Origin of the sequence: Vibrio sp. Vb2960 (assembly GCF_033337665.1) — a bacterium.
GTDB lineage: Bacteria > Pseudomonadota > Gammaproteobacteria > Enterobacterales > Vibrionaceae > Vibrio > Vibrio alginolyticus.
This window is the reverse complement of record NZ_JAWORD010000018.1, coordinates 75,206-99,216: the sequence shown is the minus strand read 5'-3', so window position 1 is coordinate 99,216 and position 24,011 is coordinate 75,206. Positions and strand designations below refer to the sequence as shown.

General features: G+C 42.0%; 18 protein-coding genes. 10 read left to right on the top strand and 8 right to left on the bottom strand.

Annotation, left to right across the window (positions count from 1 at the left end):
- Nucleotides 1-26 precede the first annotated feature (26 nt).
- Complete coding sequence (locus R7O03_RS16350; protein WP_318131866.1) at nt 27-1,259, bottom strand: OFA family MFS transporter; 1,233 nt, start codon at nt 1,257-1,259, stop codon at nt 27-29.
- A gap of 576 nt (nt 1,260-1,835) precedes the next feature.
- On the opposite strand from R7O03_RS16350, the gene R7O03_RS16345 reads away from it, so the two are divergent.
- Nucleotides 1,836-2,192, top strand: coding sequence for a hypothetical protein (locus tag R7O03_RS16345; RefSeq protein ID WP_005376535.1), 357 nt, complete (start codon nt 1,836-1,838; stop codon nt 2,190-2,192).
- A gap of 102 nt (nt 2,193-2,294) precedes the next feature.
- On the opposite strand, the gene dcuC is transcribed toward R7O03_RS16345, so the two are convergent.
- Together dcuC and R7O03_RS16335 are read right to left on the bottom strand one after the other, a co-directional pair.
- Nucleotides 2,295-3,662 (bottom strand): anaerobic C4-dicarboxylate transporter DcuC, encoded by a 1,368-nt coding sequence (gene dcuC / locus R7O03_RS16340; protein WP_005376528.1) that lies wholly within the window; start codon nt 3,660-3,662, stop codon nt 2,295-2,297.
- A 359-nt stretch (nt 3,663-4,021) separates the two neighbouring features.
- Nucleotides 4,022-5,146 (bottom strand): acyl-CoA desaturase, encoded by a 1,125-nt coding sequence (locus R7O03_RS16335; RefSeq protein WP_017821552.1) that lies wholly within the window; start codon nt 5,144-5,146, stop codon nt 4,022-4,024.
- A gap of 271 nt (nt 5,147-5,417) precedes the next feature.
- Here R7O03_RS16335 and R7O03_RS16330 point away from each other — a divergent pair, with 271 nt between their 5' ends.
- Nucleotides 5,418-5,966 (top strand): GNAT family N-acetyltransferase, encoded by a 549-nt coding sequence (locus tag R7O03_RS16330; RefSeq protein ID WP_005376525.1) that lies wholly within the window; start codon nt 5,418-5,420, stop codon nt 5,964-5,966.
- A gap of 89 nt (nt 5,967-6,055) precedes the next feature.
- Here R7O03_RS16330 and R7O03_RS16325 read toward each other — a convergent pair whose 3' ends face one another.
- A complete protein-coding gene (locus tag R7O03_RS16325; RefSeq protein ID WP_318131865.1) occupies nt 6,056-6,673 on the bottom strand; it encodes an HAD family phosphatase in 618 nt (205 codons plus the stop codon).
- Between the two features lie 363 nt (nt 6,674-7,036).
- Between R7O03_RS16325 and R7O03_RS16320 the strand changes: the two genes are divergently transcribed.
- A complete protein-coding gene (locus R7O03_RS16320; RefSeq protein ID WP_318131864.1) occupies nt 7,037-9,082 on the top strand; it encodes a response regulator in 2,046 nt (681 codons plus the stop codon).
- A 103-nt stretch (nt 9,083-9,185) separates the two neighbouring features.
- Here the strand turns inward: R7O03_RS16320 and cqsA are convergent, their stop codons facing one another.
- Together cqsA and ylqF are read right to left on the bottom strand one after the other, a co-directional pair.
- The gene (gene cqsA, locus R7O03_RS16315; protein ID WP_258470474.1) at nt 9,186-10,367 is read right to left on the bottom strand and encodes an alpha-hydroxyketone-type quorum-sensing autoinducer synthase; all 1,182 of its coding nucleotides are present in this window, start codon (nt 10,365-10,367) and stop codon (nt 9,186-9,188) included.
- Between the two features lie 337 nt (nt 10,368-10,704).
- Nucleotides 10,705-11,649 carry a ribosome biogenesis GTPase YlqF gene (ylqF, locus tag R7O03_RS16310; protein WP_005376521.1) on the bottom strand — a complete coding sequence of 315 codons (945 nt, stop codon included), beginning with the start codon at nt 11,647-11,649 and terminating at the stop codon, nt 10,705-10,707.
- Nucleotides 11,650-12,096: 447 nt separating this feature from the next.
- Between ylqF and R7O03_RS16305 the strand changes: the two genes are divergently transcribed.
- The 5 genes from R7O03_RS16305 (at nt 12,097) to R7O03_RS16285 (ending at nt 19,926) form a co-directional block, all read left to right on the top strand.
- Nucleotides 12,097-15,762, top strand: a complete 3,666-nt coding sequence (locus R7O03_RS16305; RefSeq protein WP_318131863.1) for an ATP-binding protein — start codon at nt 12,097-12,099, stop codon at nt 15,760-15,762.
- On the top strand, nt 15,746-16,912 hold the full coding sequence (locus tag R7O03_RS16300; protein ID WP_005376519.1) for an EAL domain-containing protein: 1,167 nt from the start codon (nt 15,746-15,748) through the stop codon (nt 16,910-16,912). Before R7O03_RS16305 ends, R7O03_RS16300 begins: the two co-directional genes overlap by 17 nt.
- Nucleotides 16,905-17,501: a response regulator transcription factor gene (locus R7O03_RS16295; RefSeq protein ID WP_318131862.1), complete on the top strand. Its 597-nt coding sequence runs from the start codon at nt 16,905-16,907 to the stop codon at nt 17,499-17,501. Before R7O03_RS16300 ends, R7O03_RS16295 begins: the two co-directional genes overlap by 8 nt.
- 9 nt (nt 17,502-17,510) lie before the next feature.
- Nucleotides 17,511-18,881, top strand: coding sequence for a GGDEF domain-containing protein (locus tag R7O03_RS16290; protein ID WP_017635346.1), 1,371 nt, complete (start codon nt 17,511-17,513; stop codon nt 18,879-18,881).
- A gap of 157 nt (nt 18,882-19,038) precedes the next feature.
- Entirely contained in the window at nt 19,039-19,926 is an 888-nt protein-coding gene (locus R7O03_RS16285; RefSeq protein ID WP_017635345.1) for a LysR family transcriptional regulator, read from the top strand.
- Here R7O03_RS16285 and R7O03_RS16280 read toward each other — a convergent pair.
- Nucleotides 19,923-20,531 (bottom strand): response regulator transcription factor, encoded by a 609-nt coding sequence (locus R7O03_RS16280; RefSeq protein WP_017821556.1) that lies wholly within the window; start codon nt 20,529-20,531, stop codon nt 19,923-19,925. The genes R7O03_RS16285 and R7O03_RS16280 overlap by 4 nt on opposite strands.
- A gap of 673 nt (nt 20,532-21,204) precedes the next feature.
- Between R7O03_RS16280 and R7O03_RS16275 the strand changes: the two genes are divergently transcribed.
- Nucleotides 21,205-22,185 (top strand): chemotaxis protein, encoded by a 981-nt coding sequence (locus R7O03_RS16275; protein ID WP_025998672.1) that lies wholly within the window; start codon nt 21,205-21,207, stop codon nt 22,183-22,185.
- Between the two features lie 49 nt (nt 22,186-22,234).
- Here the strand turns inward: R7O03_RS16275 and R7O03_RS16270 are convergent, their stop codons facing one another.
- Nucleotides 22,235-22,765: a prepilin-type N-terminal cleavage/methylation domain-containing protein gene (locus R7O03_RS16270; protein ID WP_258479224.1), complete on the bottom strand. Its 531-nt coding sequence runs from the start codon at nt 22,763-22,765 to the stop codon at nt 22,235-22,237.
- A 444-nt stretch (nt 22,766-23,209) separates the two neighbouring features.
- Here R7O03_RS16270 and R7O03_RS16265 point away from each other — a divergent pair, with 444 nt between their 5' ends.
- A complete protein-coding gene (locus tag R7O03_RS16265) occupies nt 23,210-23,932 on the top strand; it encodes a sulfite exporter TauE/SafE family protein (RefSeq protein WP_042520743.1) in 723 nt (240 codons plus the stop codon).
- Nucleotides 23,933-24,011 lie beyond the last annotated feature (79 nt).

The following is a 24,011-nucleotide window of genomic DNA, read 5'->3' as shown; positions in this document are numbered from 1 at the left end:
CTTTTTGCTATCAAATCAATTCGCAATTATGCGTTTTTTAGCTGTGCTACTTTCGCTTCAGACAATGGCTTAGTGATGAACGCTAGTACGATACATACTGCCATCATTGCTGAAGAAATTGTGTAAGCCAAGGTGTAGCCGTCGCCATTTGTCATCGAGAAACCAACAACCGCTGCGCCGATTGCACCACCGATACCCCATGCTGTGTAAAGCACGCCGTAGTTAGTGCCGTAGTTTTTCAGACCGTAGAACTCAGCCGTTAGAGTAGGGAATACCGCTAGAAGTGTGCCGTAACCTACCGCTGCGATTGCTGTACCGATGATCAGTGTAAACTCAGAGTCGAACGTCGCGAACAGCACCATGTTTACGCCTTGTAGAACGAACGCAAGTAGAAGCGTACGAACACCGCCGATTTTATCTGCAAGCATACCCGCGGCAACACGACCGCCAGAGTTAAATACAGCAAGAATAGACGCTAGGTAAACCGCGTTTGGCAAGTTTGCTTGAACGCTTGCGATTGTCGTGATGTTACCAATGATCATTAGACCAACAGAAGCTGCAAACGCGTACATGATCCATAGAGAGTAGAACTGTGGCGTTTTCAACATTGCTTTCCAAGTTAAGTCATCTGACTTTTTCACCGCTTTAGGTGCTTGGCCTTCTTTTACTTTAGGCTCCGCAGGTGTGTAGTCTGCTGGTGGGTTGTTGATGGTTGCTGCAAGAGGAACCGCAATCGCTAGGATACCAACACCAAGAGCCATAAAGCTAGTTTGAATGCCCATGCTGTCTATTAGCGCAGAAGTTACTGGCGCAAGGTAAATAGCCGCTAGACCAAAACCTGCCGCAATAATGCCGTTAACCATACCTTTCTTCGAAGCGTGGAACCACTTCATCGCAGAAGGTGATAGGCATGCGTAACCAAAACCGATACCTGCACCTGTGATCACGCCGAATGTAATGTTCAACATTAGTGGAGAGTTCACAAAGCCAGAAGCGATCATGCCCAGACCTGTAAGAACAGTACCTAGGATAAGGATCATTCGAGGGCCCATGCGGTCTTGAAGAATACCTGCAATAAGAAGACAGATAGAGAAAGTGATGGTTGCAGTTGCGTAAGGTGCAGAAGCTTCTGCAGCACTCCAGCCTGATTCAGTTACCAGTGCCTTGTTGAATACACTCCAAGCATACAGGATGCCAAGACAAAGGTTGATACAGAACCCTGCTAACAGGATGCGCATAGCTTTATCAATCTTGCTCATTTTTATTCTCAGTTTTTCCTCTTATTGGCAATGCCGCAAAGAAGGTTGGTTTAAAGATGTTTTTTCTCAAAATTAGTTTGCGTTTTTCAACGTTTAACGCAATGAGCGCGGATTATAACCAATAAATATGTGATTGGAATCTCTTTTTACGGTTACTGATAAAATAATTTGCAACATTAAAAGTGGATGTGAATTCATGGTTTTGTATGTAGTAAGAACGTTGTAAAAAAGTGATATTTTTTGTTCGCTAATAACGAATGATGAGTCAAGACAGAGAGGTTTTACGCTGTTGAGTGCACAGTTCACATTTCAAATAAAAAATTTCTAAATGTTTCCATGTTAACCATCTGTAACAAAAATGGCGAATTTATCATCTAACTGTCGTAAGTATCAGATGCAAAGGGTTTCTTAATTTTTAATTGTTAACCTTTTGTAATAATTGAAGCTGATTAGCTTTTATGTTCATTAAGTGAGCAAAAAAGTAACTTGTAATTGCTGATTTTAGGCGCAGAATATAGTGAAAAATGAGTTTTCATTTATGAAGGGATGCTTTTTAGATTTGTTGTGAGGTGACTTATGAAACTGTTCCTATTACTCATGGCTTCGGTATCCGCTGGTATCGCATCAGCAGACCACATCCATTCATTTATGTTGGGCTTATCTATTGCTTCTTTAGCGGTAGGTAGCTGTTATTTCTTCGCATTTCGCAGCTCGCGCTTTCCACAGCTTGCTTTATTCCTACTCATTTGCGGTATGCTTTCTAAGTTGACGATAACCGTAGTCGGTGTGATGTGGGGAATGTCCGCGGAATTAATCACGTCTCCAATCGTATTCGCACTTTCATATTTATTCTTTTCGCTTGCCGTTACCTACTTATGGTTTAGCTACAGAGAGAGCATCACTAAGATTCCTGACCGATTTAAGTCAGCGTAAATCAACACATTAGAATAAAAAAACGCCAGCACATTTGCTGGCGTTTTTAATTAAACGTAATTTTGTTCGGATATTGCTTTTAGTTTGATCGTGGCAATACCGTTAGGCACTCATTGGAACAAGCACCATAGTCCCAATAATCACCGTGATAAGGCCTGCTAGAACTGGAACGGATGTGCGTTTTACAACCTCAAACGGGCTGATGTTTGCCATACCTGATGTCGCAACGATTACGCCAGATACTGGTGAGATAGTACGGCCTAGGTTTGATGCTTGAAGCATCGGGATAATTAGGAAAGCAGGGTTTAATCCCATTTTCGCAGCCAAAGATGGTGCTAACTCCACGAACGCATAGAAAGGCGCGTTACCCGAACCCGTTGCAATTGCTGCTGCAACTGTCAATGCAGTTAGAATAAGCATTAAAGCAACGCCGCCTGCACCAGCATTATCTGCTAGATGAAGTAGGTTATCGATAGCTCCGATAGACATCAGACCTTGTGCAAAAACCCCAGCGGCAACCAAAAGCATCACAACGCCTTTGAACGCGTCAGCCATGCCTGCGTAACAAGAATCTAAATCTTCTAGTGATTTCTTACCATCGAACTTATTTACAACATAATGGATCAGAGCTCCAAGGAAAATCGAACCAACCACAATAGTGTAGATGTCTAGACTAAGTCCTGGAATGGTACGACCGTTGAATAGGAAAACGCCGATGATAGGTAGAAAAGGAAGAGCTGCATAAAACGCTGGTGCGTCAGCTTTGATCTCTGATACATCAATTTTTTCCATTGGTGTATTTTCTTTCTTATCTAAGTATTTGTTCCAGAAGAACGCTGCCGCTGCCATGACGATGATTGCGCAAATAGAAACAGGCAACACAGTTTGTACCGCAAACACATCAAGCTCTAAACCAGACTTTTCTGCTGCGATAACAACATCACCAGAAGTAGGAGAAAGGATGATTGCCGCTGGAGAGGCACACACTGCAACGGCTGCTGGACGAGAAATGCCCATCGCGACCATCATTGGGAATAATGTCGCCATTAATAGTACGCCAAGGCCTGTTGCAGAACTTACCGCAAGAGACATTAAACACGCCACAATGTAAGCCGCTACCAAAAGGACGTAAGGAGACTTGATGACAGAAAGCGGTTTAGAGAACTGTTTCACTACCACGTTGTTCGCGCCGATATGAGTCATGTATGACGCAAAACCACAAAGCAGCATGATTTGCATACCAAGACCGCCACCGCGGTATTGAAGCATGTATTTCACGTATTCAAGCGCATCTGTCACCATGTTACCAGTTGAGGTGATTTTTGACGGCAGCACGTCGTGCCCCAAAACGCCAGTCATAAGAAGTAAAGCAATACCAGCTGTCAGTAACACGCCCGCAGCTTTATAGCCTTTGACAATAAAGTAACCCACCGCAATGGTAACCACTAAGCCAATTAAGAGCTCTAACATAGGGATCTCCGAATGTTATGTAAAAAAGAAAGAAACTGTTTCAGTTTATGACAAGGAATTTACAGAATTCTTAGCTGTGGCACGAGACAAATATGGGGCTTGCATGATCTGAGACAAATAATAATTTAATAAATAATTTCGTTAGATTGTATTGTTGGAATTTGGTTTTCTAAGTGTTATGTGCTGGTTTGAAGCTATTTATAGGAAGGAAAATATGACTAGGAAAGTGAATGAATAAAGAGTGAATTGATTCACAATAGGAAAAAGACTTTACTCAGTAAGCAATTATTGGAAAACACTCTTCACAACAAAAAAGCTTCGCCGAAGCGAAGCTAAGTAATCGTAAGAATGAGGATAAACTATGCGTATCGACGAACCATAAGGTTCCAACTACGTTGCTGCCGTTCGAACTCTGCTTTAATTTGCTGGTACTTCATTTTCGTTACAGAACATTCGTATTTTTTTACCACACTGGCAGTTTTGGCACCGAGTACTTCTTTGCGCATCTCGTAGTATTCCTGCATGTGATGAACTAGAGTATCAAACTCGTGCTGTAGTTGATCGAGGATCGTTTGCGTATTCGGTTTCGATTCTAGCTTTTCTCTTGCTTTCTTCAAAAGTTGACTCGCACGGGCTTTTTCAATTCTAAATGTAGGCGTTGTGCGCAACTTAGATGTAAGTCCTAGCCAAGAACATGACTTTATCAACCACTTCGTTGGGTCGTAATGCCACCAATACACGCCATTGCGATAGTCATTCTCGAAAATATGATGGAAATTATGGTAACCCTCTCCAAATGTGAAAAAGGCGAGTACACCATTATCGCGAGCAGTGTTTTTGTCTGTGAAAGTTTGCTTACCCCAAATATGTGCGAGGGAGTTAATGAAAAAAGTCGTATGGTGACTCATAAAGAGTCGAGCCGCACCAACGACCAATAACATTCCCCAGATATCACCGTAGATCAGTCCGAGCATGACTGGGAAACCAATATTAGTCAGTAGGGCAAGTGGAACATAATACTTATGCTGCCACATGACGATTTTGTCGCGCTTTAGGTCACGGCAGTTTGTATATTCGTTTTCCTTTGATTTATTGTAATCACGTAACATCCACCCAATGTGAGAATACCAAAAACCCCGCTTGGCTGAGTACGGATCTTTATCGTTATTGTCGACATGTTTGTGATGCACACGATGATCAGAAGACCAATGTAATGCACTATTTTGCAAAGAAAATGCTCCTCCAATCGCAAAAATGGCGCGCAAAATAGGATGAGCTTCGTACGTTTTGTGGCTCCAGAGACGATGATAGCCTGCTGTAATAGAAAGGTTAGTAAAACTAAATGCAATCACTCCCCAAATTAGATGTTCCCAACCTAGTCCAAAATGATATGCATACCAAGGCATTACAATAAAAGTCAGAACAAAACTGGCAGAAAATATTAATGTATTCAACCAGATAACAGGTGGTTTGTTTTGAGTCACAGGTGTATCCCTAACTTTGAGCTAACAACTGTTCGCCAGAATATCAGCGTACACATGTAAGTCAAATTAAAGTTAGACAAATGTGACTATTCCTTTGGGTGTAGATTAAGGAACTTGATGGGATATTTTGCTTTTAATTGAATAATGAGTAGTATTAAAAAACGAGCTCTGGCTTAAGGTGTATAAAATCTGCCAAGAAACAAGTGTTATAAAGGTGGAATATACCGAGACTCTATAAAGAAGCAAAAATGTAAGAAAATAGGAATACGTAATGGATTTACGATTAGCGGAATATAAGGACTACGAGCGCATTGCGCATCTTCATGCGGATAGCTGGAAGCGTCATTACCGTGGCATTCTTAGTGATAACTATCTTGAGAAAGAAGCGATTGACGACAAACTACTGATTTGGCAAACCCGTTTGACCAACCCACCATTCAATCAGCACATTGTCTTGGCGGAGGAGGGAGGTTTGCTACTTGGCTTTGTTTGTGTGTTCGGCAACCATGATTTCGAGCGTGGAACCTTTATTGACGCATTGCATGTTGATGACAGTTACCGTGGTCGTGGTATTGGTAAGCAGCTATTACTTGCTGTCGCAGAATGGCAACAGCAGTACTTTAAAGACACAGGTCTTTATTTAGAAGTTGTGTCGCAAAACATTTCTGCGATTGAATTCTATCGCCACATTGGTGGACAAGAGGATCAAGAGCGAACTTGGCGCGCACCTGATGGCAAAGAGGTGTTAGAAAAAGTATTCCGTTGGAAGAACGCCCAGTCATTAGTTAGTGGGATTGAGGAAAACGTGATTTACTCCTAACCTAGCGTTCTAAAATATTAGATAAGAGCAGTCTCAACACTGCTCTTTTTTGTTTATGCACCCTAACGTTATGTTTTATTACAAGCTTTCTAGAAGTTAACCCCCATGGCTTTTAGTTCGAGCTCACATTGCTGAGCATTTTCAAACTGAATAGCAGCCATGCCAACTGCTCGGGCACCTTCAACATTGTAAGGCATGTCATCAATAAATACTGTCTCTTCGGGGTTAAGCTGATACTTTGAAAGTAGAGTTTGGTAGATCTCCGCTTGTGGTTTTAGTAATTGAACTTCAGAAGAGATGATTGCTCCATCAAACAGTGGCCAAAACTCATAGGTAGTACGAAGATGTTCCACAATTTCGTTGATGTTGTCTGTGAGCGCATATACGCCATATCCGGCACTTTTTACTCGTTTTAACAGCTCTATACTGCCGTAAAGTAGTATTTGAGTGTGTTTTACATAATAAAAGAAGCGGTCCATTTCTTCCGTCGTTACTTGGTGTTCACGTTGATAACGCTGTTTTGCTCCCCTTTCGGAGATCGTCCCTTTATTTAAATCTTTCCAGATTTGTGATGAAAATAGCATCTGAGCCATTTTCTCTGACTCTACGGAACCACCAAATGTTAAGCGAACGATTTCTACTGGAGACCAGCGTACCAATACATTACCTACATCAAAAATGACATTTTTTATCTGGAAAGAATTCATGACACACACCAAGCCAATTGTTTGTCACCGCGCTATATGCGGTGAGTGCTGTTTTTAAATCGTTGGAAAGCCGTGCCAAAGGCGCGACTTAAGTTTCTAGAACAAAATGAGATTAACATCCAATTGGATACAGAGCGATTATCGCAAAATTACACTAAACTATATGCAACTTTGTTTATTTGGTTGTAAATCAAGTGCAGCTGTCTTAAAAGATTGAAACTAAAGCTAAGTATTGCGAGCTGTTTACGTCATTTCGCGCTGCTTATAAATGATGATTAATATATAATTAGTTAATAATAAAATGATAAAAGTGAATCAAAATCACATTGTTGTGCGTCAGGCGGAGTAAGCAAAACAGATTATATGGACTCGATACGTAAGGTTTATCAATATGCAGAACCAAACCTAACTCTCGTTGGCTGGATGGGGTTTCTTGGCTTTCCGCTGTACTACTTTGTCTGGGAGTTTGCCTTTCCACAGGCTTATGAAAATTTACCTCTTAGATTGTTTTGCTCGTTATTGTTTTTCGGCATCATTTTTAGAAACCGCTTATCATCGACTTGGAGAGATTATGTTCCTATTTACTACCAAGTGACGATAACGCTGTGCTTACCGTTTTTCTTTTTTTATATGTTACTGATGAATGACTGGTCCAATGTATGGGTTATGTCGTTTATGTCTGCAATTTTCTTACACATTTTACTGGTTCATGTTACTAGGGTCATGTTTGCTCAAACCTTTGCTGGGATAGGTTTAGCAACATTCTTCGCTTGGGTTGCAAAAGGGTTCCATCTTGACTTGACCATGGATTGGACTCATGTGCCAATCTTTCTGTTTATTTATGTCTTCGGTAATTTGTTCTATTTTCGTAACCAAGTTGAACATGAAGCGAAAGTCTCGCTGGCAAAATCATTCGGGGCAGGGATTGCACATGAAATGCGTAACCCGTTGAGTGGGCTTTGCACTTCAATAGATGTTATCCAGTCGATCTTGCCCAACATGAAAGAGGCAGGAAAAGAGCAGTACGTCATGAGTGTAGAGGATGTCACCTTATTACGTGAAGTGAGTCAGGATGCAATGAACATTATCCAATCGGGTAATGAAACCATCGATTTATTGCTAACTTCGATTGATGAAAATCGAGTTTCTCGTTCTAGCTTCAAAAAATATTCAGTTCACTCGGTCGTTGAACAGGCAATTGAAAGCTTCAGTTATAAACGTGCCACTGATCGATTTGCCATATCGCTGGATGCGAGAAGTGAGTTTGAGTTTCTAGGTAGTGATACGTTACTTAAATACGTTATGTATAACCTCTTCAAGAATGCCTTCCATCACCGTAAATCTGAAGATTTTCACATACATGTATCCATGATAAGTTCAGAACGCTTTAATCAAATTGTTGTAACCGATAATGGTGCTGGCATTGCTCCTGATGTTCTACGCAATATCTTTCAAGACTTTTACACCACCGGCAAATCAGGAAGTTATGGTTTGGGTCTACCGTTTTGTAAAAAAGTCATGCGTTCATTTGGGGGGAACATTGAGTGTCAATCTCAGTTAGGGGAGTGGTCTCAATTTACATTAACTTTCCCACTAACGACATCTGATACCGTTAATGAAATCAAAAACGATCTGACTAAACTCAAAACCATTCTAACGGTGACTAGCCAAGATATCTTGGTGTCTAAAGTAACAGATATTAGCCGTTTTATGGGCTTTGACTCGACGATTTTAGATGCCAACCAAGTACTCAAAAAGAAAGAGTACGAGTTCGAATTCGATCTGATTTTTATCGATCTTGAGAGCTTAGCTCCAAGAGCAAACCAATTGGATAGATTAGAATCTCTCTTGTCTTTCACTGAAGCACGCATCGTTTATCTTTTTGAGCATCATCCGACTCAGAGAGCACGTAAGGCTGCATATGAACCTATTTGGATCGAAACGCAAGCCTGGTTATTGAATACTAAACCAACTATTGAGCGTCTCTTATATGATTCAAGCTATGTATCGACACCAACGGCCTCGGTGACGTTAGATAATTCAAATAAGCGCACAATTATGGTCGTGGATGATAATGAATCTTTGCGTAAATTCACGGCAATGTTACTTGAAAAGCAAGGCTTTGAAGTGATTCAGAAAGAAGACGGGCAGCAGGCTCTGGATACACTAGAGCAAGAAGATGTTGATCTCATTCTGATGGATATCGAAATGCCAATTATGGATGGTGTAGAAGCGTCTAGGCGAATTAGAAGCTCGGATAAAAACTATGCGTCGGTACCTATTATTGCACATACAGGGGATAGTTCACCTGTCACGTTGGACAAAATTGGGTCTTCGGGTATGTCTGACTTCATCGTAAAACCGGCGGATAAAAATCGCTTGTTCGATAAAATCGCAAACTGGATCTAATCATTCGCGGCTTGTTTTCTTGAGGCGAGTTGCTCACAACGAATAACACGAATAAAGAGCTCAGCAAAACTGTTGAGCTCTTTAGTTTTATCTACACACTAACTTACACAAACTCTAAGTCAGGGTGTGCAAATGCTTGTTGGCAGACAGTGAGTACATGATCAACTTCAGCAGCTGTCATGTCGGCATTGACTGAAAAACGGATGATGTTTTTGTTCCTTCCAGTTGCAGGGCGGCAAAACACTGCGCCGTAAACATTTCGCTCTTCGAGAAAATCGCGGACTCGCTCAGTGTTTCTCTCGTTGCCGCATTCTAATGCGATAATTTGTGATTCACTGCGAATAGTAAATCCAATGCGTTTTAAACCAACGGCTAAAGACTTGGCTCTTTCAAACAGAATATCTCGCTTATCATCTGATTTTCTTATGACGTCCAGTGTTTTCTCTAGCCGAATGATCTCTTGCGGTAATACGGTAGAACTAAATATTGCAGGGTACGCCACAAACGGAAGCGTCTTCGCCAGTTTTTCTGGGCCTAAAATCGCGCCAGCACGATAAGCAAATGTCTTGGCAAGACTAACGGTAATAAAATCTACCTTATGAGTTAAGCCAAGACCCTGCAGTACCCCCGCACCTTGTGGACCGTGTGTACCTAAAGAGTGTGATTCATCTACAACCAGGCCGCAGTCAAACTCCTGTGCTATTTCGTAGATATCACGTAGAGGAGCGATGGTCCCGATAGTGCTGTAAACCGAATCCACAACAATGATCCCTGAACCGTGACGTGAAATTTGTTTTCTTAGGTGACTGGTGTTGTTATGCATGAACGGATGAATTTGTGCTCCGGCAATACGTGCGCCTTCCCACAAAGACATATGTGCAAAGAAATCAATGTACACAGGTATGTTCGGTGCACAAATAGTCTGCAATAAACCGACATTCGCAGCCCAACCAGATTGAGAAAGTAGACAACTAGGCATACCAACGAAACTGGCTAGTTGCGTTTCAAATGCAGGTTTCGATTCATCATCTTGTAAGAAAATCGCGGACATCACGACGTTGTCATCGTGCTGGGAAATCGCATCACGATGAGCGTTTTGAATCTCCTTATTATGAGACAGTGCAAGGTAATCATTGCTTTGCAGGACGACGGCATTACACGGTGGGCGTTTACCAAGAACAAGGTGTTTTTTGTTCTCATTTGGTTCGATTAGATCTTGAATATAAAAATCTAGGCGTTCCTCGATAAAGGAGGGAAGTGGTTTGCTTTGTATAGTTTCACTCATAATAAATCTCTTCTTCATATGGAAAAACGCCAGCGCTGACACTTATTCATATTGCGGATTTTGGGGAGAGTGTCACTAACCAGGTTGCATAAGTTTGCAGACCCTTGCAAACTCGACATTTGAGGGTTGGATGGTGGCTGTAACTCTATAGGGGCCCGGGGTCTAAACTAGTTTGTGCTTAAAGTTTATACGGCGATTTTTCGGTGTTTTTTCGTGCTTCATATCTGGGATTTTGGATGAGGAATATAAAGTTTGAAAAGTGAAAAAAATGGGCGCATTAGATAACAAAAAAGGCGCGAAAATCGCGCCTTGAAACATGAGTAGATAAGAGACAAGCTTATCGCTTATTACGTAAATAGCGCTTACGACGCTCTTCTTTACGCTTCGCTTTCTCTTCTTCTTTACGGGCGGTTTCAATCTCGACTTCAATCAGTTCTTGAGTGATCATTTCTGGGCGTTCTAATGTAATTTGGCCCAAAGTGCCTTGACGAAGTTCGTGCAATAAGATCTCTGATACTTTGTGCAAGTCAACACGTCCACCTGCACGTAGTGCACCGCGGCGACGACCAATTTCTTCCATGATCTCGATATCTGATTCTGGAAGCTCTTCAATTTGATAACGCTCTTTAAGCTTGTCTGCATAATGAGCTGCTAGGTATTCAATGGTATAGAATGCGACTTCGTCATATTCCATCGCTGTATCTTTTACCGCGCCGGTAGCCGCAAGGCGGAAGCCACTGTGTGGATTTTCCACTTTTGGCCATAAAATTCCTGGAGTATCAGATAATACGATGCCATTTTGCAGGTTGATACGTTGTTGACGACGTGTAACCGCGGGTTGGTTACCTGTTACAGCGATTGTTCGACCTGCGAGGGTGTTAATGATCGTCGACTTTCCAACGTTTGGGATGCCCATGATCATGGTGCGAATGTTTTTACCAATTTCTTCTCGGTGTGGGGCAAGTTTGCGGCAAAGCTCCATGATTCGATGCACTTCTTGTGGTTCAGAAGTCGTGATCGCCATTGCTTTTACATGTTGCTCTTGCTCCAAGTGCTCAATCCACAGTTGAGTTAATTCTGGATCGGCCAAATCACGTTTGTTCAAAACTTTAACGACAGGTTTGTCACCACGGATTTGAGAAATCAAAGGGTTTTCACTACTGAAAGGAATACGAGCATCCAGTACTTCGATGATCACATCCACTTGAGGGATTGCTTCTTCGATCTCTTTACGTGCTTTGTGCATGTGGCCAGGAAACCACTGGATTGAGTTATTAACCATTTGAATTTAATACCTTAATTTTTCTAATGCTCCAGCGGTTGTAAAAGTAGCAATGTGAATCTTGAGTGACACAATACTAGAACGCATTTTCTAAAACTGTGTTTACTTCAAGCTGCTCGAAACCGCGGAGTTGAGCTTTCTTTCATGTTAATACGCCAGTTTATCATGGAATGATGATGAATCATTCAAGATGAAAGTAAAAAGCTATGGCGTGCAAACCTAAAAGCACACATCCCTTATGTATACCGACTCGCAGTGAATATCCGTCTGGGTGAGAGACCGAACGCAAACACTGTGTAGTCAAAGGTGGATTGTGTTGTCAGATTGTTCTGACGAATTTTGGTTTTTTGGTTTTATATCAAAGCTTTATTTTTATTTCGCTATTGAGCAAAGTTTGACTTTTATCTGACAAAAACTAGTCTGAGCTTCCATTCAGAGGAAGCAGTCATGCTCAGTATTCTTAGAAGTATTACGGTATCGTCCGTCGTCTTAATTTTTTTAGCGAGTTCTTTTTGCTCAACGGCCAAACAGAGTCCTAAACCGAAGGTCATCGTTGGTGTTATTGCGCAAGACGAAGCTAAAGACTCGTTTGACGGTAGCGTTGGTCCTTCGTACGGAATTAGTCTTGAGTATTTGTCTAACATTACTAAAGCTTTGGATTATGAGTTAGAACTTCGGACTTACAAGCATATTCCGTCTTTAGTTGCGGATGTCGAAAGCAAGAGGATTGATGGTGCGGTTGGATTTAGTAAAACAGCAGCAAGAGAAAAGCGTTTCTTGTTTTCGATGCCTTTTTTTTCGAGCACTATCGCTGTTTGGTATCGGAATGCCACTTACCGAGATAGTGATGCGCGTGATCTTAAATGGGTGTGTGTTGAGGGCAGTGTATATTGTGACAACCTCACTGAACGCGGTATCGATAAGATACATTACGTTAAAACACGTTTAGAGGCGTTTAATGAAGTTAAGCGAGGTAAAGCGAACGCGCTGATTTACACTTATGTTGGTATTACCCAATATTTGGATTTGAATGACATTGTAAAAGGGGTTGTCGATATTCCCAGTTGGTTGAAAAACGAAGAGGTGAGTTTTATCGCTTCGTTGGACAAACAGAGTCTGATCGATGACATCAACAAAATCCTTCAGTGGGAGCAAAATGGAAAAAATATTCGCTCCGTCGCCTCGAAAAATCCTTACCATATCAGTGATAAGTTATTGGTAGATTACCGACGTAATCATCAAAACAAACTAGTGATAACTTACAGCAGCAGTGACGAAGCTTATCCGTTTCTCTACCGAGATTCGCAAACGGGCGAGCTAGACGGTTTCTTTCCAGACTTCATCGACTTATTGCAGTCTCGTACTGGCTTGAGCTTTAAGTATGTGAAACCGACGTCGAGCCTTTCTAATGGATTAACGGCATTTGATGCCGATATAGTCCCCGTTTCTTATGTGGGTGAGCTACCTAAGTCAGATTGGTTGTTCACTAAACCATTCATGCACAGTAATTACGTGGCTATCCAAGCGGAGCAGAGCAAGCGAGATAAATCTGCATTGAAAGAAGCGGGTATTCTGCTCACTTTGAAAAAGCAAGGGTTAGTTCATTTGGGCACTTGGCAGCAAGGCCAAGTTGATCATTATGATGATTTGAAAAAGCTGCTTACCGATTTGAAATCGGGCGTTTTGGATGTGGCTTACATTCCTGACGACATCGTTCACAACATGATTGCACAAGATCAAGTCGATGGCTTGGTGATCAATGCGGAGGACGTTTTGACGTTCTCTAATGCATTTGCGGTTGCAAACCACAATACACAACTGCAACACATGTTGAACAGCATCATCGAAACCATTGATTCTAACGAGATCGAAAAACTGCAGCGTTCTCACCGAAGCTTCAAACTGACTTATGGCTATGACGCGGAGCAGATCGCTACATTTGTTGTTGCTGGTTCATTCATATTCTGTCTCATGTTAATTGCGGCGTATTTCACCTTATCTCACATGCGACTTAAAGTGAGGTTAGCCGAATTTAATGCTGACAATGAGGAAGCGCAAAAGCAATGGCTGATGGACATCATCAAAGAGATCAATAGCTTGGTTTTTATCCATAGTGAAAATAACCATATGGAGATGAGCAATTGTGCCAACTACAACAGTAAACAGTGCCAACAATGTAAGTTGAAAAGTGATTCTACGCACGCTCCTCTGGTGAATAATTTTGATGAACTGACCACTGTTATTGCTGGAAAGCGTGTTTCAGAAGAGGTTGCCTCGTCGGGCTGTGAACTTGATATTAAACATGTATATCGAGAACGCAAAGTCATCGCTTCTCCTAGCGGTAAGAACAAGTTTGTACTGACGGTTATTCAAGATATTACCCAGCAAAAAGAACGTGAGCAGGCGTTAATCGATGCGCAAAAAGAAGCGCAAACCGCGGTACGTGCGCGCGAAAACTTTTTGGCAACCATGAGTCACGAATTAAGAACGCCATTGTCGGCAGCACACGGCATCCTCGATCTGCTAAATCACCAAGTGACGGCAGATTCAAATCGCGAGTTAATTGCCCAAGCCATACGCTCGCTCAATCATTTGAATACGCTAGTAGACGAAGTACTGGATTATTCAAAGTTAGAAGCAGGGCACTTAACCGTCGCCCCAGCTAAGACCGACTTGCTTAAAACCTTGTGCGATGTGTTTCGAAGCTTTGAACCACGAGCGCTCGCGAAAGGTTTGGATTACAAAGTGACAATCAAACCATTTTCGAATGCTTTCATTGAAATCGACGCGCTGCGATTGGTGCAAATTACCACCAATCTGCTCTCCAATGCGGTGAAATTCACTGCGGAAGGCGAGGTTGGAATCAGTGTCATTCTTCATGAAAAGCAGCTTATTTTGAAAGTGGCGGATTCAGGTATCGGCATGACGGATGACCAACTCGAAGGCATTCTCAATCCTTTTGTTCAAGCGGATGACACTATTACGCGTAAATATGGCGGTACTGGATTGGGGCTGAGCATTGTTGACCGATTGATCGACTGCATGGGCGGCGTGCTCTACATCGATTCACAATTTGGCTTGGGCACGACGATTACTGTCAGACTGCCAATTGAGCATTGCGACTCTGAGCCAGACGTTTGTTTGAACTGGACGTATAGCGAGAGCTTACCACTTAATATTCGTCAGTGGTGTGACGCGTGGAAAATGCGTCCAGCGACGTTAAAAACAATGGTGGCGAACCTTCACCCTATACACGACAGCGATGCCAGTTTTAATGGCCTAATGCTGCGTGACGAACAAAGGGTACTTGGCAGTCTTACGCTAAGAGAGATTCAATATCCAGATACATTGTTCAATTTGCTCAGCCAAACGCAGCAAGAAACCAAGCTTAGTGACGTAAATCAAGAAGTGGTTTCTTGGGTCCTCGGCACGGTACTGGTCGCAGAAGATAATCCCATTAACCAAAGCGTGATAGCAATGCAGCTTCATGAACTTGGAATCGAACCTGTCATTGTGAACAACGGCCGCGAAGCATGGGAATACATCAACCAAGATGAAAACGTTGTGTTGCTGCTGACCGATTTTCATATGCCAGAAATGGATGGCTATGAGCTTGTTAGGTACGTGAAAAGCTCCGAATTTAAAGCAATTCCAATCATCGGTGTGACAGCAGAAGATGCTCGTCTTGCCATTGAACGTACACAGGATATCGGCATTGATGACGTGCTCTACAAGCCCTATGACCTTAATCAATTAAAAACCGTTTTGATTCCATTTATTGGCGAAAAAGAGAGGGGTAGGCTGCCCGGCTGGATTAAACGGTTCAAAGCACAGGACGCAAAAGAGATTGCGCGCGTGTTTAGTCAATCAATGTCTACAGATATAAAAAACTTAAACGCCGCATCGACTGAGCGAGACAAAAAACGGGTCATTCATGGCATCAAAGGAGCGGTTGGGGCGATAGGGGTAAGCATGCTGGCTGAGCTTTGTATTGAGGCAGAACGAGTTACTGCTGCGGAGTTTGACAGGCGAACAGCGGAGCTAATTTTACGAATCGAGCAGGAGATCGAAAACATAAACTATTGGGTAGAGACAAATGAATACACAACTTAATGTGATGGTGATTGATGACCATCCGCTACAAACCACAATACTTTCGCAAATATTGGATCGCTATTGCGCGCAAGTCATCCCTTTTAACTGTGTGGATGCTGCTATTCAGAGTGTGCAGGAACAACATTTTGACGTAATTTTTTGTGATATCCAAATGCCCGGGAAAGACGGTATCGATATGATGGAAATGCTCGATAAAGTCCAGTACCAGGGGCAAGTTGTACTGGTCAGTGCAATGGAATTGACCATTATTTCTGCGGTAAGAGCCATGTGCGAGGGATTTAGTTTTGAAGTATTGGGGAAGCTGCCTAAGCCATACGATGAAAATGAAGTCGTTGATTTGTTGGGTAAAATAAAAGATGAAAAAGCGAAACAAGTCAGCTTTGCTCAACCTATTGAAGTAGAAGATCAAGAATTCCTGTTTGCTCTGGCTGAAGGGCGAGTGAAAAATTATTACCAGCCTTTAGTCGATGTGCAAAGTGGGGAAGTGCTTGGGTATGAAGCGCTCGCGCGTTGGAATCATCCTATTTATGGTGTGTTACCCCCTCATTATTTTTTGCCAATTGTAGAGCGTTGCCGCCTTTCTGGAGAGTTGTTTCAAGCTGTATTGAGTAATGTTATTTATGACATGAAACACCGCGGATTGACGCAAAACGTATCCATCAATGTAGACCATGAAAATTTAGAAGATACGGCGTTCTCTCATTACTTTTTACAGCAATGTTTAGAGAGCGAGATTGACCCATCACAAATCACCATTGAAATTACAGAGCGAGATACATTTCAGACTAGCGCGTCCCTGTACAAGAATTTACTCAAGTTGAGGATGAACGGTGTCACTGTCTCAATAGATGATTTTGGCACGGGTTCATCGACGTTTGAAAAACTGGCTCAACTGCCATTCAACGAGTTAAAAATCGATCGTTCGTTTGTACAAGGTGTCGAATGCGACATCAAAAAACGCAACATCGTTGTTGCTATTTGCGCGTTAGCGAAAAGTTTGAATATACGACTGGTCGCGGAAGGTATTGAAGACGAAGTCACACTGCAAGCGATACGTGAGTATGGGATTGATCTTTGCCAAGGCTTTTACATTGATAAACCCATGCCACTAGAAGCCATAACCATACTAAATGAAAGATATGAATAAATTGAATTACTTGATCTTTGACGATCATCCTCTCGTTTGTGTTGCAATCAAGTCGTTGTTGGAAGAGTTAGGTAAAACAAATGGGGTATTTACTGCAACATCAGCGAAGATGGCATTACAAATATTGAAAAAGGAAGAAATTCAACGGTTGATCTTAGATGTGAACTTGGCAGATTGCGATGGGTTTGATTTCTACAAACGTATCAAATCCCATGGTTATGAAGGCAAAGTCATTTTCTTCTCCGCTGAAACTAGCCAAATGTACAGCCAAATGGCTTTTCGTTCTGGCGCTGATGGCTATGTGTGTAAATCGGAAAATCACGACATTCTTAAAGACGCGATAGAAGCGGTAGAGAAGGGGTATACCTTCTTCAAATTTAAGCAAGTTGTTAACAGCGTTCGAGAAATGCCACAACTTTCAAGCAGAGAAAGTGCAGTAATGAAGTATTTACTACAAGGAAAGTCCAATAGAGAAATCGCTTCAGTGCTATCAATAAGTGATAAAACAGTCAGCACATACAAACGCCGTCTATTGGATAAATTTAACGTAAAGAACATTGTTGAGCTAACAAGAGTGGCGGGGGCGTAAGACCGCATCATGACACTTAAAAGTATCGCGTTGTCTCTTTTCATCGCAACATTACTATTCGTCACTTCTGTCACAATGATTGGTGCGGTGTTAATTTCTTATGAAGTAAAGCAGTTCAACACTTACGCGAATAATTTAGCCAAAATAAAACAAAAAGTAATTCTCATGGGGCTATTGACGGAAGCGCAGCTCGAGCAATACAAAGGCATGAGCGTGAGTGAAGTAGAAGCGCAAACAGAGCTGAGCTTTCAAGATGCGATTTACTCCCTGTCACGTTATGAAAAACTTAATTACGTTGAAGCTGTTGCACGGAAATCGCTTCATCAGGCTGAAGCGTATTTATCAAATGCGTTCAATCGACAAAATGCCGTTATGTATTTTCGTTCTTATACTGGAAACAAACTCATCTTAGAGAGACCGATTGAAGCGCTAGAGGGAGTGAAAGCCACATTTGATGTTGATTGGTGTAAAAGTAACTATTCTTGTGTGTTAGCCGCGTGGAAAGAGCAACTAACGGACCGGGTATTGTTTTCCCTACCATTTAAAACGACATACTCCGATGACATGGCGATAAGCATCATGAGTCCGGTTTACTTTCAAGGTGAGTTAGTGGGAGAGTTTTCGGAACAATTGTACCTCTCGCCGCTTTATAATGATGGGAAAGCGGTGGATGTTCAAATAGCGAATGGGAACAAGCAAATGGTGATTTACTTCGCTGGCTACCCCTTTCCATCATTCGCGTACACCCAATCATATGTCGCAGACAACAACAATCTCATTGTTTACATGTACCCATTCAGTAAAATTGTACTGGATTACGTGTTCTTGTTTATCATCTTCTTTTTCGTAACTTTAGCGTATTACAACAAAGCTTATGAATCTAAAGAGAGCAAACTTCGCCTCGCGAAAGCACTGACGAACGTGACGAAAGATGATTTAACGGGATTGTTTAACCGCAGAGTCTTTCAAGATAGCGAATTCAAACGTCGTTTGGAAACCGCGCCATATTCCGTCATTGCAATAGATGGCGATAGGATCAAGCGAATCAATGACCATTACGGTCACCATGTAGGGGACGAAGTTATTGGGATTATTGCTGATGCTATGTCTAAAGTGTTTCGAAATAGTGATTATCTAGTTCGAACTGGTGGTGATGAGTTTGTTGCGATTCTGCCAGGTTGCAGTATCAGCCAATCTTCAATATTGGCGAAGAAGCTTCGTAGTGTCGTTAAAGATAACCGACTAAAGACCTTGGATATCGAGGTTAGTGTGAGTACTGGTATCGCGGCGAATGAGTTACACGAAACGCTTCAGGACGTTATTGTACGTGCAGATGAAGATCTCTATGAGATGAAAAAACACAGACAAAAGTCCCATTAAGCAGGTCTGGTATTGACTAAATGTTAAGTTACGGAACATAACCATGACATAACTGTTTGATTAATTTGACCAAACAGAATGAGTGGTCTTTTATATTAGAGCAGTCAACAAATAGTGATTGCTCTATTTATTCTCGACCTTACATCTGGTGTCGCACGTGAACAAAGATCTCGACTTAAACTTACTTAAAATACTTGTCTTACTGGATAAGCACCGTCAGCTCAAGCCCGTTGCGAAAGCGATGGGGAAGAGCGAAGCGTCAATTAGCAAATACCTTGCCCGATTGCGACTCCAGCTAAACGATGAATTGTTTATTCGGCATCCTCACCACATGGAACCGACGGACTATTTAAAACGTCAATTACCTAAAATTTCCGATGCACTCGAGAAGCTTGAAACTTGTCTAATTAGAGATGAGTTTGAACCGGAAAATTACGAAAAAGACATCACCATTTGTTTACCGCAAACCGCTCAATACTCATTTGGGCATTTACTTGCAATGGATTTAATGGCGCTGTTTCCCAAGGCGCACATTTCGATAGCAACGATTACAGAGTATACGATAGAAGAGATAATCCTAGGCAAAGTGGATGCGCAGTTACATTACTTCAACGAGGATGTTCCGAAATCTGTTTATCAGAAGTTCATCGGCTATGCGCCTGCTGTGGTAGTTGTCCCTGAAGAGCTGGGAATTACCACCCTGGAAGAAGCGGCCAAACTTCCCTTTATCATGTTAGAGATTATCGGTTGGAAAGAGAAAGAGCAGCTCGTTAAGCGTGCAATGGAAAGCCACGGTATGGTCATCAACCGTATTGCGGCTCTAGACAACGTAAGCAGCGTATTGAAGCTAATTAAGCAAAAAAGCGCCGCAACCGTATTACTTGAATATCAGGCGCCAATTGATGGATATAAATTTATAAGAGTGCCAGAGCATTTTTACCCAGATGGCTGGCCAAAAGTGGTTGTACAGGTGAAGCAAAGCTTAAGACATGATGCAATGCACCAGTTGTTAATCGGTGCTATTGCAAAATACATGAGCGCTTAGCGGCAAAACTCAATGTTTTCTGACTGAGGAATAGTATGCAGAAGTTCAATCAACGTGTCCGCATGGTACTTTTTCAGAATACGCGTTTTGTAGGTGCTGATTGTTTTAGCGCTGAGTGAAAGTTGTTCAGAAATCTTCTTATTTGAGTAGCCTTGTACAAGATAATGGAACACCATGGCTTCGCGATTTGAAAGTGTTACGTTACCCGACGATGGTGTGTGAGTCGACTTAAACATTGAGTAACCGCGTGAAACACTCACAATTGCGTCGATAATGGTCTCTCTTGTTTCATGTTTGCTTAAGAAGCCGTTTGCGCCCATTTCGTACGCTGCTTTAGAAAGACTCGAGTAGTCGCGTGAAGAAACAAATAACAGTCGGCCACGATATCCCGTCGCTAAAATGTTTTTGGCTAAACGCATACCATCGCGGTCGCCAAGCACTACGTCTAGAATAATCAAATCAATCTTTTGGCCTCGGACAAGATCCATCACTTCCGCACTGTCAGTGGTTTGAATCACTTCAGCTGCGTTGATTACGGATTCAACTAGAGAAGCAAGTGCTTCGCTATACAATGGTTGAGCGTCGATAATAAGAACATTATTCAAAGTGAACCTCACCTAATACATCAACTAGTGTGCTGTCAGGCGACAGCGCAATTGGATGAATAGGATTGTAGGAAAAACCTTGCTAAGAGGAAGGAAAATGACTCTTTCCAAAAGTGAAAATCAGTGTCTTGATTATGGGAATAGCGATGTCAGGTATTGAAATACCTAGTGATAGGATGATTGCTTAAAACTTACGCTGACAGAAAACTAACAAACTGAAAGTGTTCTATGCCTTCAGATTTTCTTGTGATGTTTCTAGCGCTTCGATTTAAACCCGTGTGTTAGCAAGCGCAGTTTTATACCAAGCCACTTGAAGAGAGCTTGTTCTACACCAGGCATGAGCACGGTAGCCAACTTTGTACTGATATCTGTTAGATAGGTTTGGCTATTGACGCTGAACATCACTTCAAATTATTTCTAAACTTTTCATTGACTCGGCCGCTAAAAGTGGAGGTGTTAATTCGCACTTTGGCCACTCATAATGTCGTGTTCAAAAATGAGACAATTTTACATGGTTTGGTATGGAAATGTGCGTTAGCCGTCCTTTTGATGGTTTACAAATTTTGTTGTAACGACTAAAAAGGACTTTTGGATTTTTAGCCAGAGAATGGCTTCTCATGGCGTTTGCATCAAACTTTTTCTGATGCGTATTTTTGGTTGGATAATTGGCTTTATGAGTAACGTAACCAGCACCATTTTGACAGAAAGTGGTACCAATGAGCTTGAAATCATCGAGTTTCATTTAGAAAAAACATTGCCAGATGGCAGCACAAAAACTTGTTATTACGGCATTAACGTTGCGAAAGTACGAGAAGTGATTCGCGTGCCAGAAACAACCGATTATCCAAACGCACAACCTCATATGATTGGTGTGTTCTCATCCAGAGATGTACTGACGCCTTTAGTGGATTTAGCTGGTTGGTTAGGTGTGCCAACACGACAAGATCTGGAGCGCAAGTTTGTAATCGTTACGGATTTCAACAAAATGACCAATGGCTTCTTAATTGACAGCATTTCGCGTATTCATCGTATCTCTTGGAATGATGTGGAATCACCAAGTCAGTTTTTGGAAGCGGGCGAACAAGATTGTGTAGTGGCCGTTGTCCGTAAAGAAGGCAACCTGATCATGATTCTCGACTTTGAAAAAATCATCGCAGACATCAACCCAGAACTGAGTATGGAAAAGTACGATGTGAAAGGGGACAAGTCGGTGGATCTCAACCAGAGAATGGTCGGTAAGCGTAATGCGAAAACGATCATGGTGGTGGATGACTCAGCATTTATTCGCTCTTTGATCCAAGATACATTAGCTTCTTCAGGTTACAATGTGATCACATGTAAAGACGGTGGTGAGGCGCATGAGAAGTTGATGAGCTTGATCGAGGTCGCGAAAGAAGAAAACTTGCCAGTTAAAGAGCTATTAGATGCGGTGGTTACGGACGTAGAAATGCCTCGAATGGATGGTATGCACTTAGTGAAGAGACTACGAGATACCGAAGCGTTTCATGAAATGCCGATCATTATGTTCTCGTCATTGATGAGTGAGGATAACCGAGCGAAAGCACTCTCTCTTGGCGCAAATGATACGATTACCAAGCCAGAGATTGGCCGCATGGTGAATATGATGGATAAATACGTGTTTAACTTTGCGTAAAAAACCGATCAGATGAAACAAATAAGGCTGCCGATTGGCAGCCTTATTTTTATTGAGGGCAGGGAAGAATATCTAAGGTATAACTCTCGTTTGGAGTCTGCGGTGGCCCATATAAAATTCCGCATTGTGTAAGGCTAGCTCTTTTTTCGTCGGCTGCAGCAATGACCATTTCGCGAGTTGTTGAACCAGCCGGGTGATGAAATGTTTTCCAATCCGAGTCTTCTTCGTTCAGTCCTTGCACGAGTAACTTCATCGATTCGCTATCAGAATCAGGATATCCATATAAAAAAACACAGCGCTTTGAACCACCAATATTACAGCCGTCAAATGGTAAATCAGCCATTAAAGCACTGTCTACGAAGTTTGAAACGTAAGGCTTGCTTTCCAATCCCGCAATCGCCATTTTCCCATAACCGACGGCTAATGCTGACGCAATAGCGCCTTTCATTCCTTCCAAACGAGCTTCACGTGCATCACTTTGAAGGTTTAAAAAGCGTGGCGCGGCAGTGACAGCAAGAATACCGAGCACGACAATAACTACGACTAACTCTATTAGAGTAAATCCCGTTTGTTTTTTCATATTATTTTCACAGCAAGTTAAAGGTAGAAAAACACTGACCGTACACTTGTTTATTGTGTAAATAAGTACGGTAATGATAAATCGATCAGTAGTATAAAGAGGTGAGTTGTAAAGTGCTATACCGACGCCGCACTAATTGACTTAATCCATTAAATGCAATGGAGAATTCACGGGTTTAATTCTGCTAGATTTTAAGAGGTCATTAATTCCGCTGAAGAAATGCTGCGTGAACAGGCGAGCATGAATCCTCTTCGATGTAAGCAAACATGTACATCAGCGGAATGAAATACAAAATGCAAATAAGGGCGAACCGCACAAATGGATTGTCTTTTTATTCACTTTGATGAATGCTACGCGGAATTCATATCGCAGTATGCCTGAGGTATTCATCATGCGAATATGCTTTGGTTTTGTGTTTATTTTTCAAATATAAGAATAATCTAAATGGAATTCGATTCGATAAACTTCCTTGCAATAGGTTTGATATTTCTTGGCTCTTATGTCCAGACCGCAATCGGTTTTGGCTTGGCTATTGTTGCCGCACCTTTACTGATTCTTTGGGCGCCAGAATATGTTCCTGCGCCAATTTGTTTAGTCGCGTTATTTATTTCGTTGATGAATGCGATGAAGCACCGCAGTAGTGTTGAAATCGGCGGCTTAAAGATGGCGTTGATTGGGCGAGTGCCGGGATCAATTGCTGGTGGCTTGCTACTCTTTTTTGTATCTACACAAACTCTCACGCTTTGGATTGGTTTGTTGGTGCTGTTTGCAGTCGTGGTGAGTGTTTTACCGTTTCGGGTTGAGCCTACGCCTTCGCGTATGACATGTGCTGGTTTCTTTTCTGGGTTGTTTGGTACCAGTTCTGCGATTGGAGGCCCTCCGATGGCGTTATTGTTGCAGCATCAAGAAGCGAATCAGTTACGCGGTAATTTATCGGCTTTTTTTGTTTTCAGTTCGATTATTTCACTAATAGTACAAATCCCAGTGGGCTTCTTCACATTGCATCATTTGGTCATTACTATTCCTCTATTACCTGCTGCGGCGCTTGGTTACTGGCTAGCAATGAAAACTACCCAGTCGTTACCAAAAGAAAAGATTCGGTTTGGGGCACTTATGTTGTGTTTTGTAAGTGGCTTTACCGCCGTCGTACAAGCGTTGAGCCAATAATGCCATCTGCATCATAAAGTCACTGCGGGATTGCATTCCTTTTTATGTATGGCGGACTTGTTTACTTACGCCAAATTGG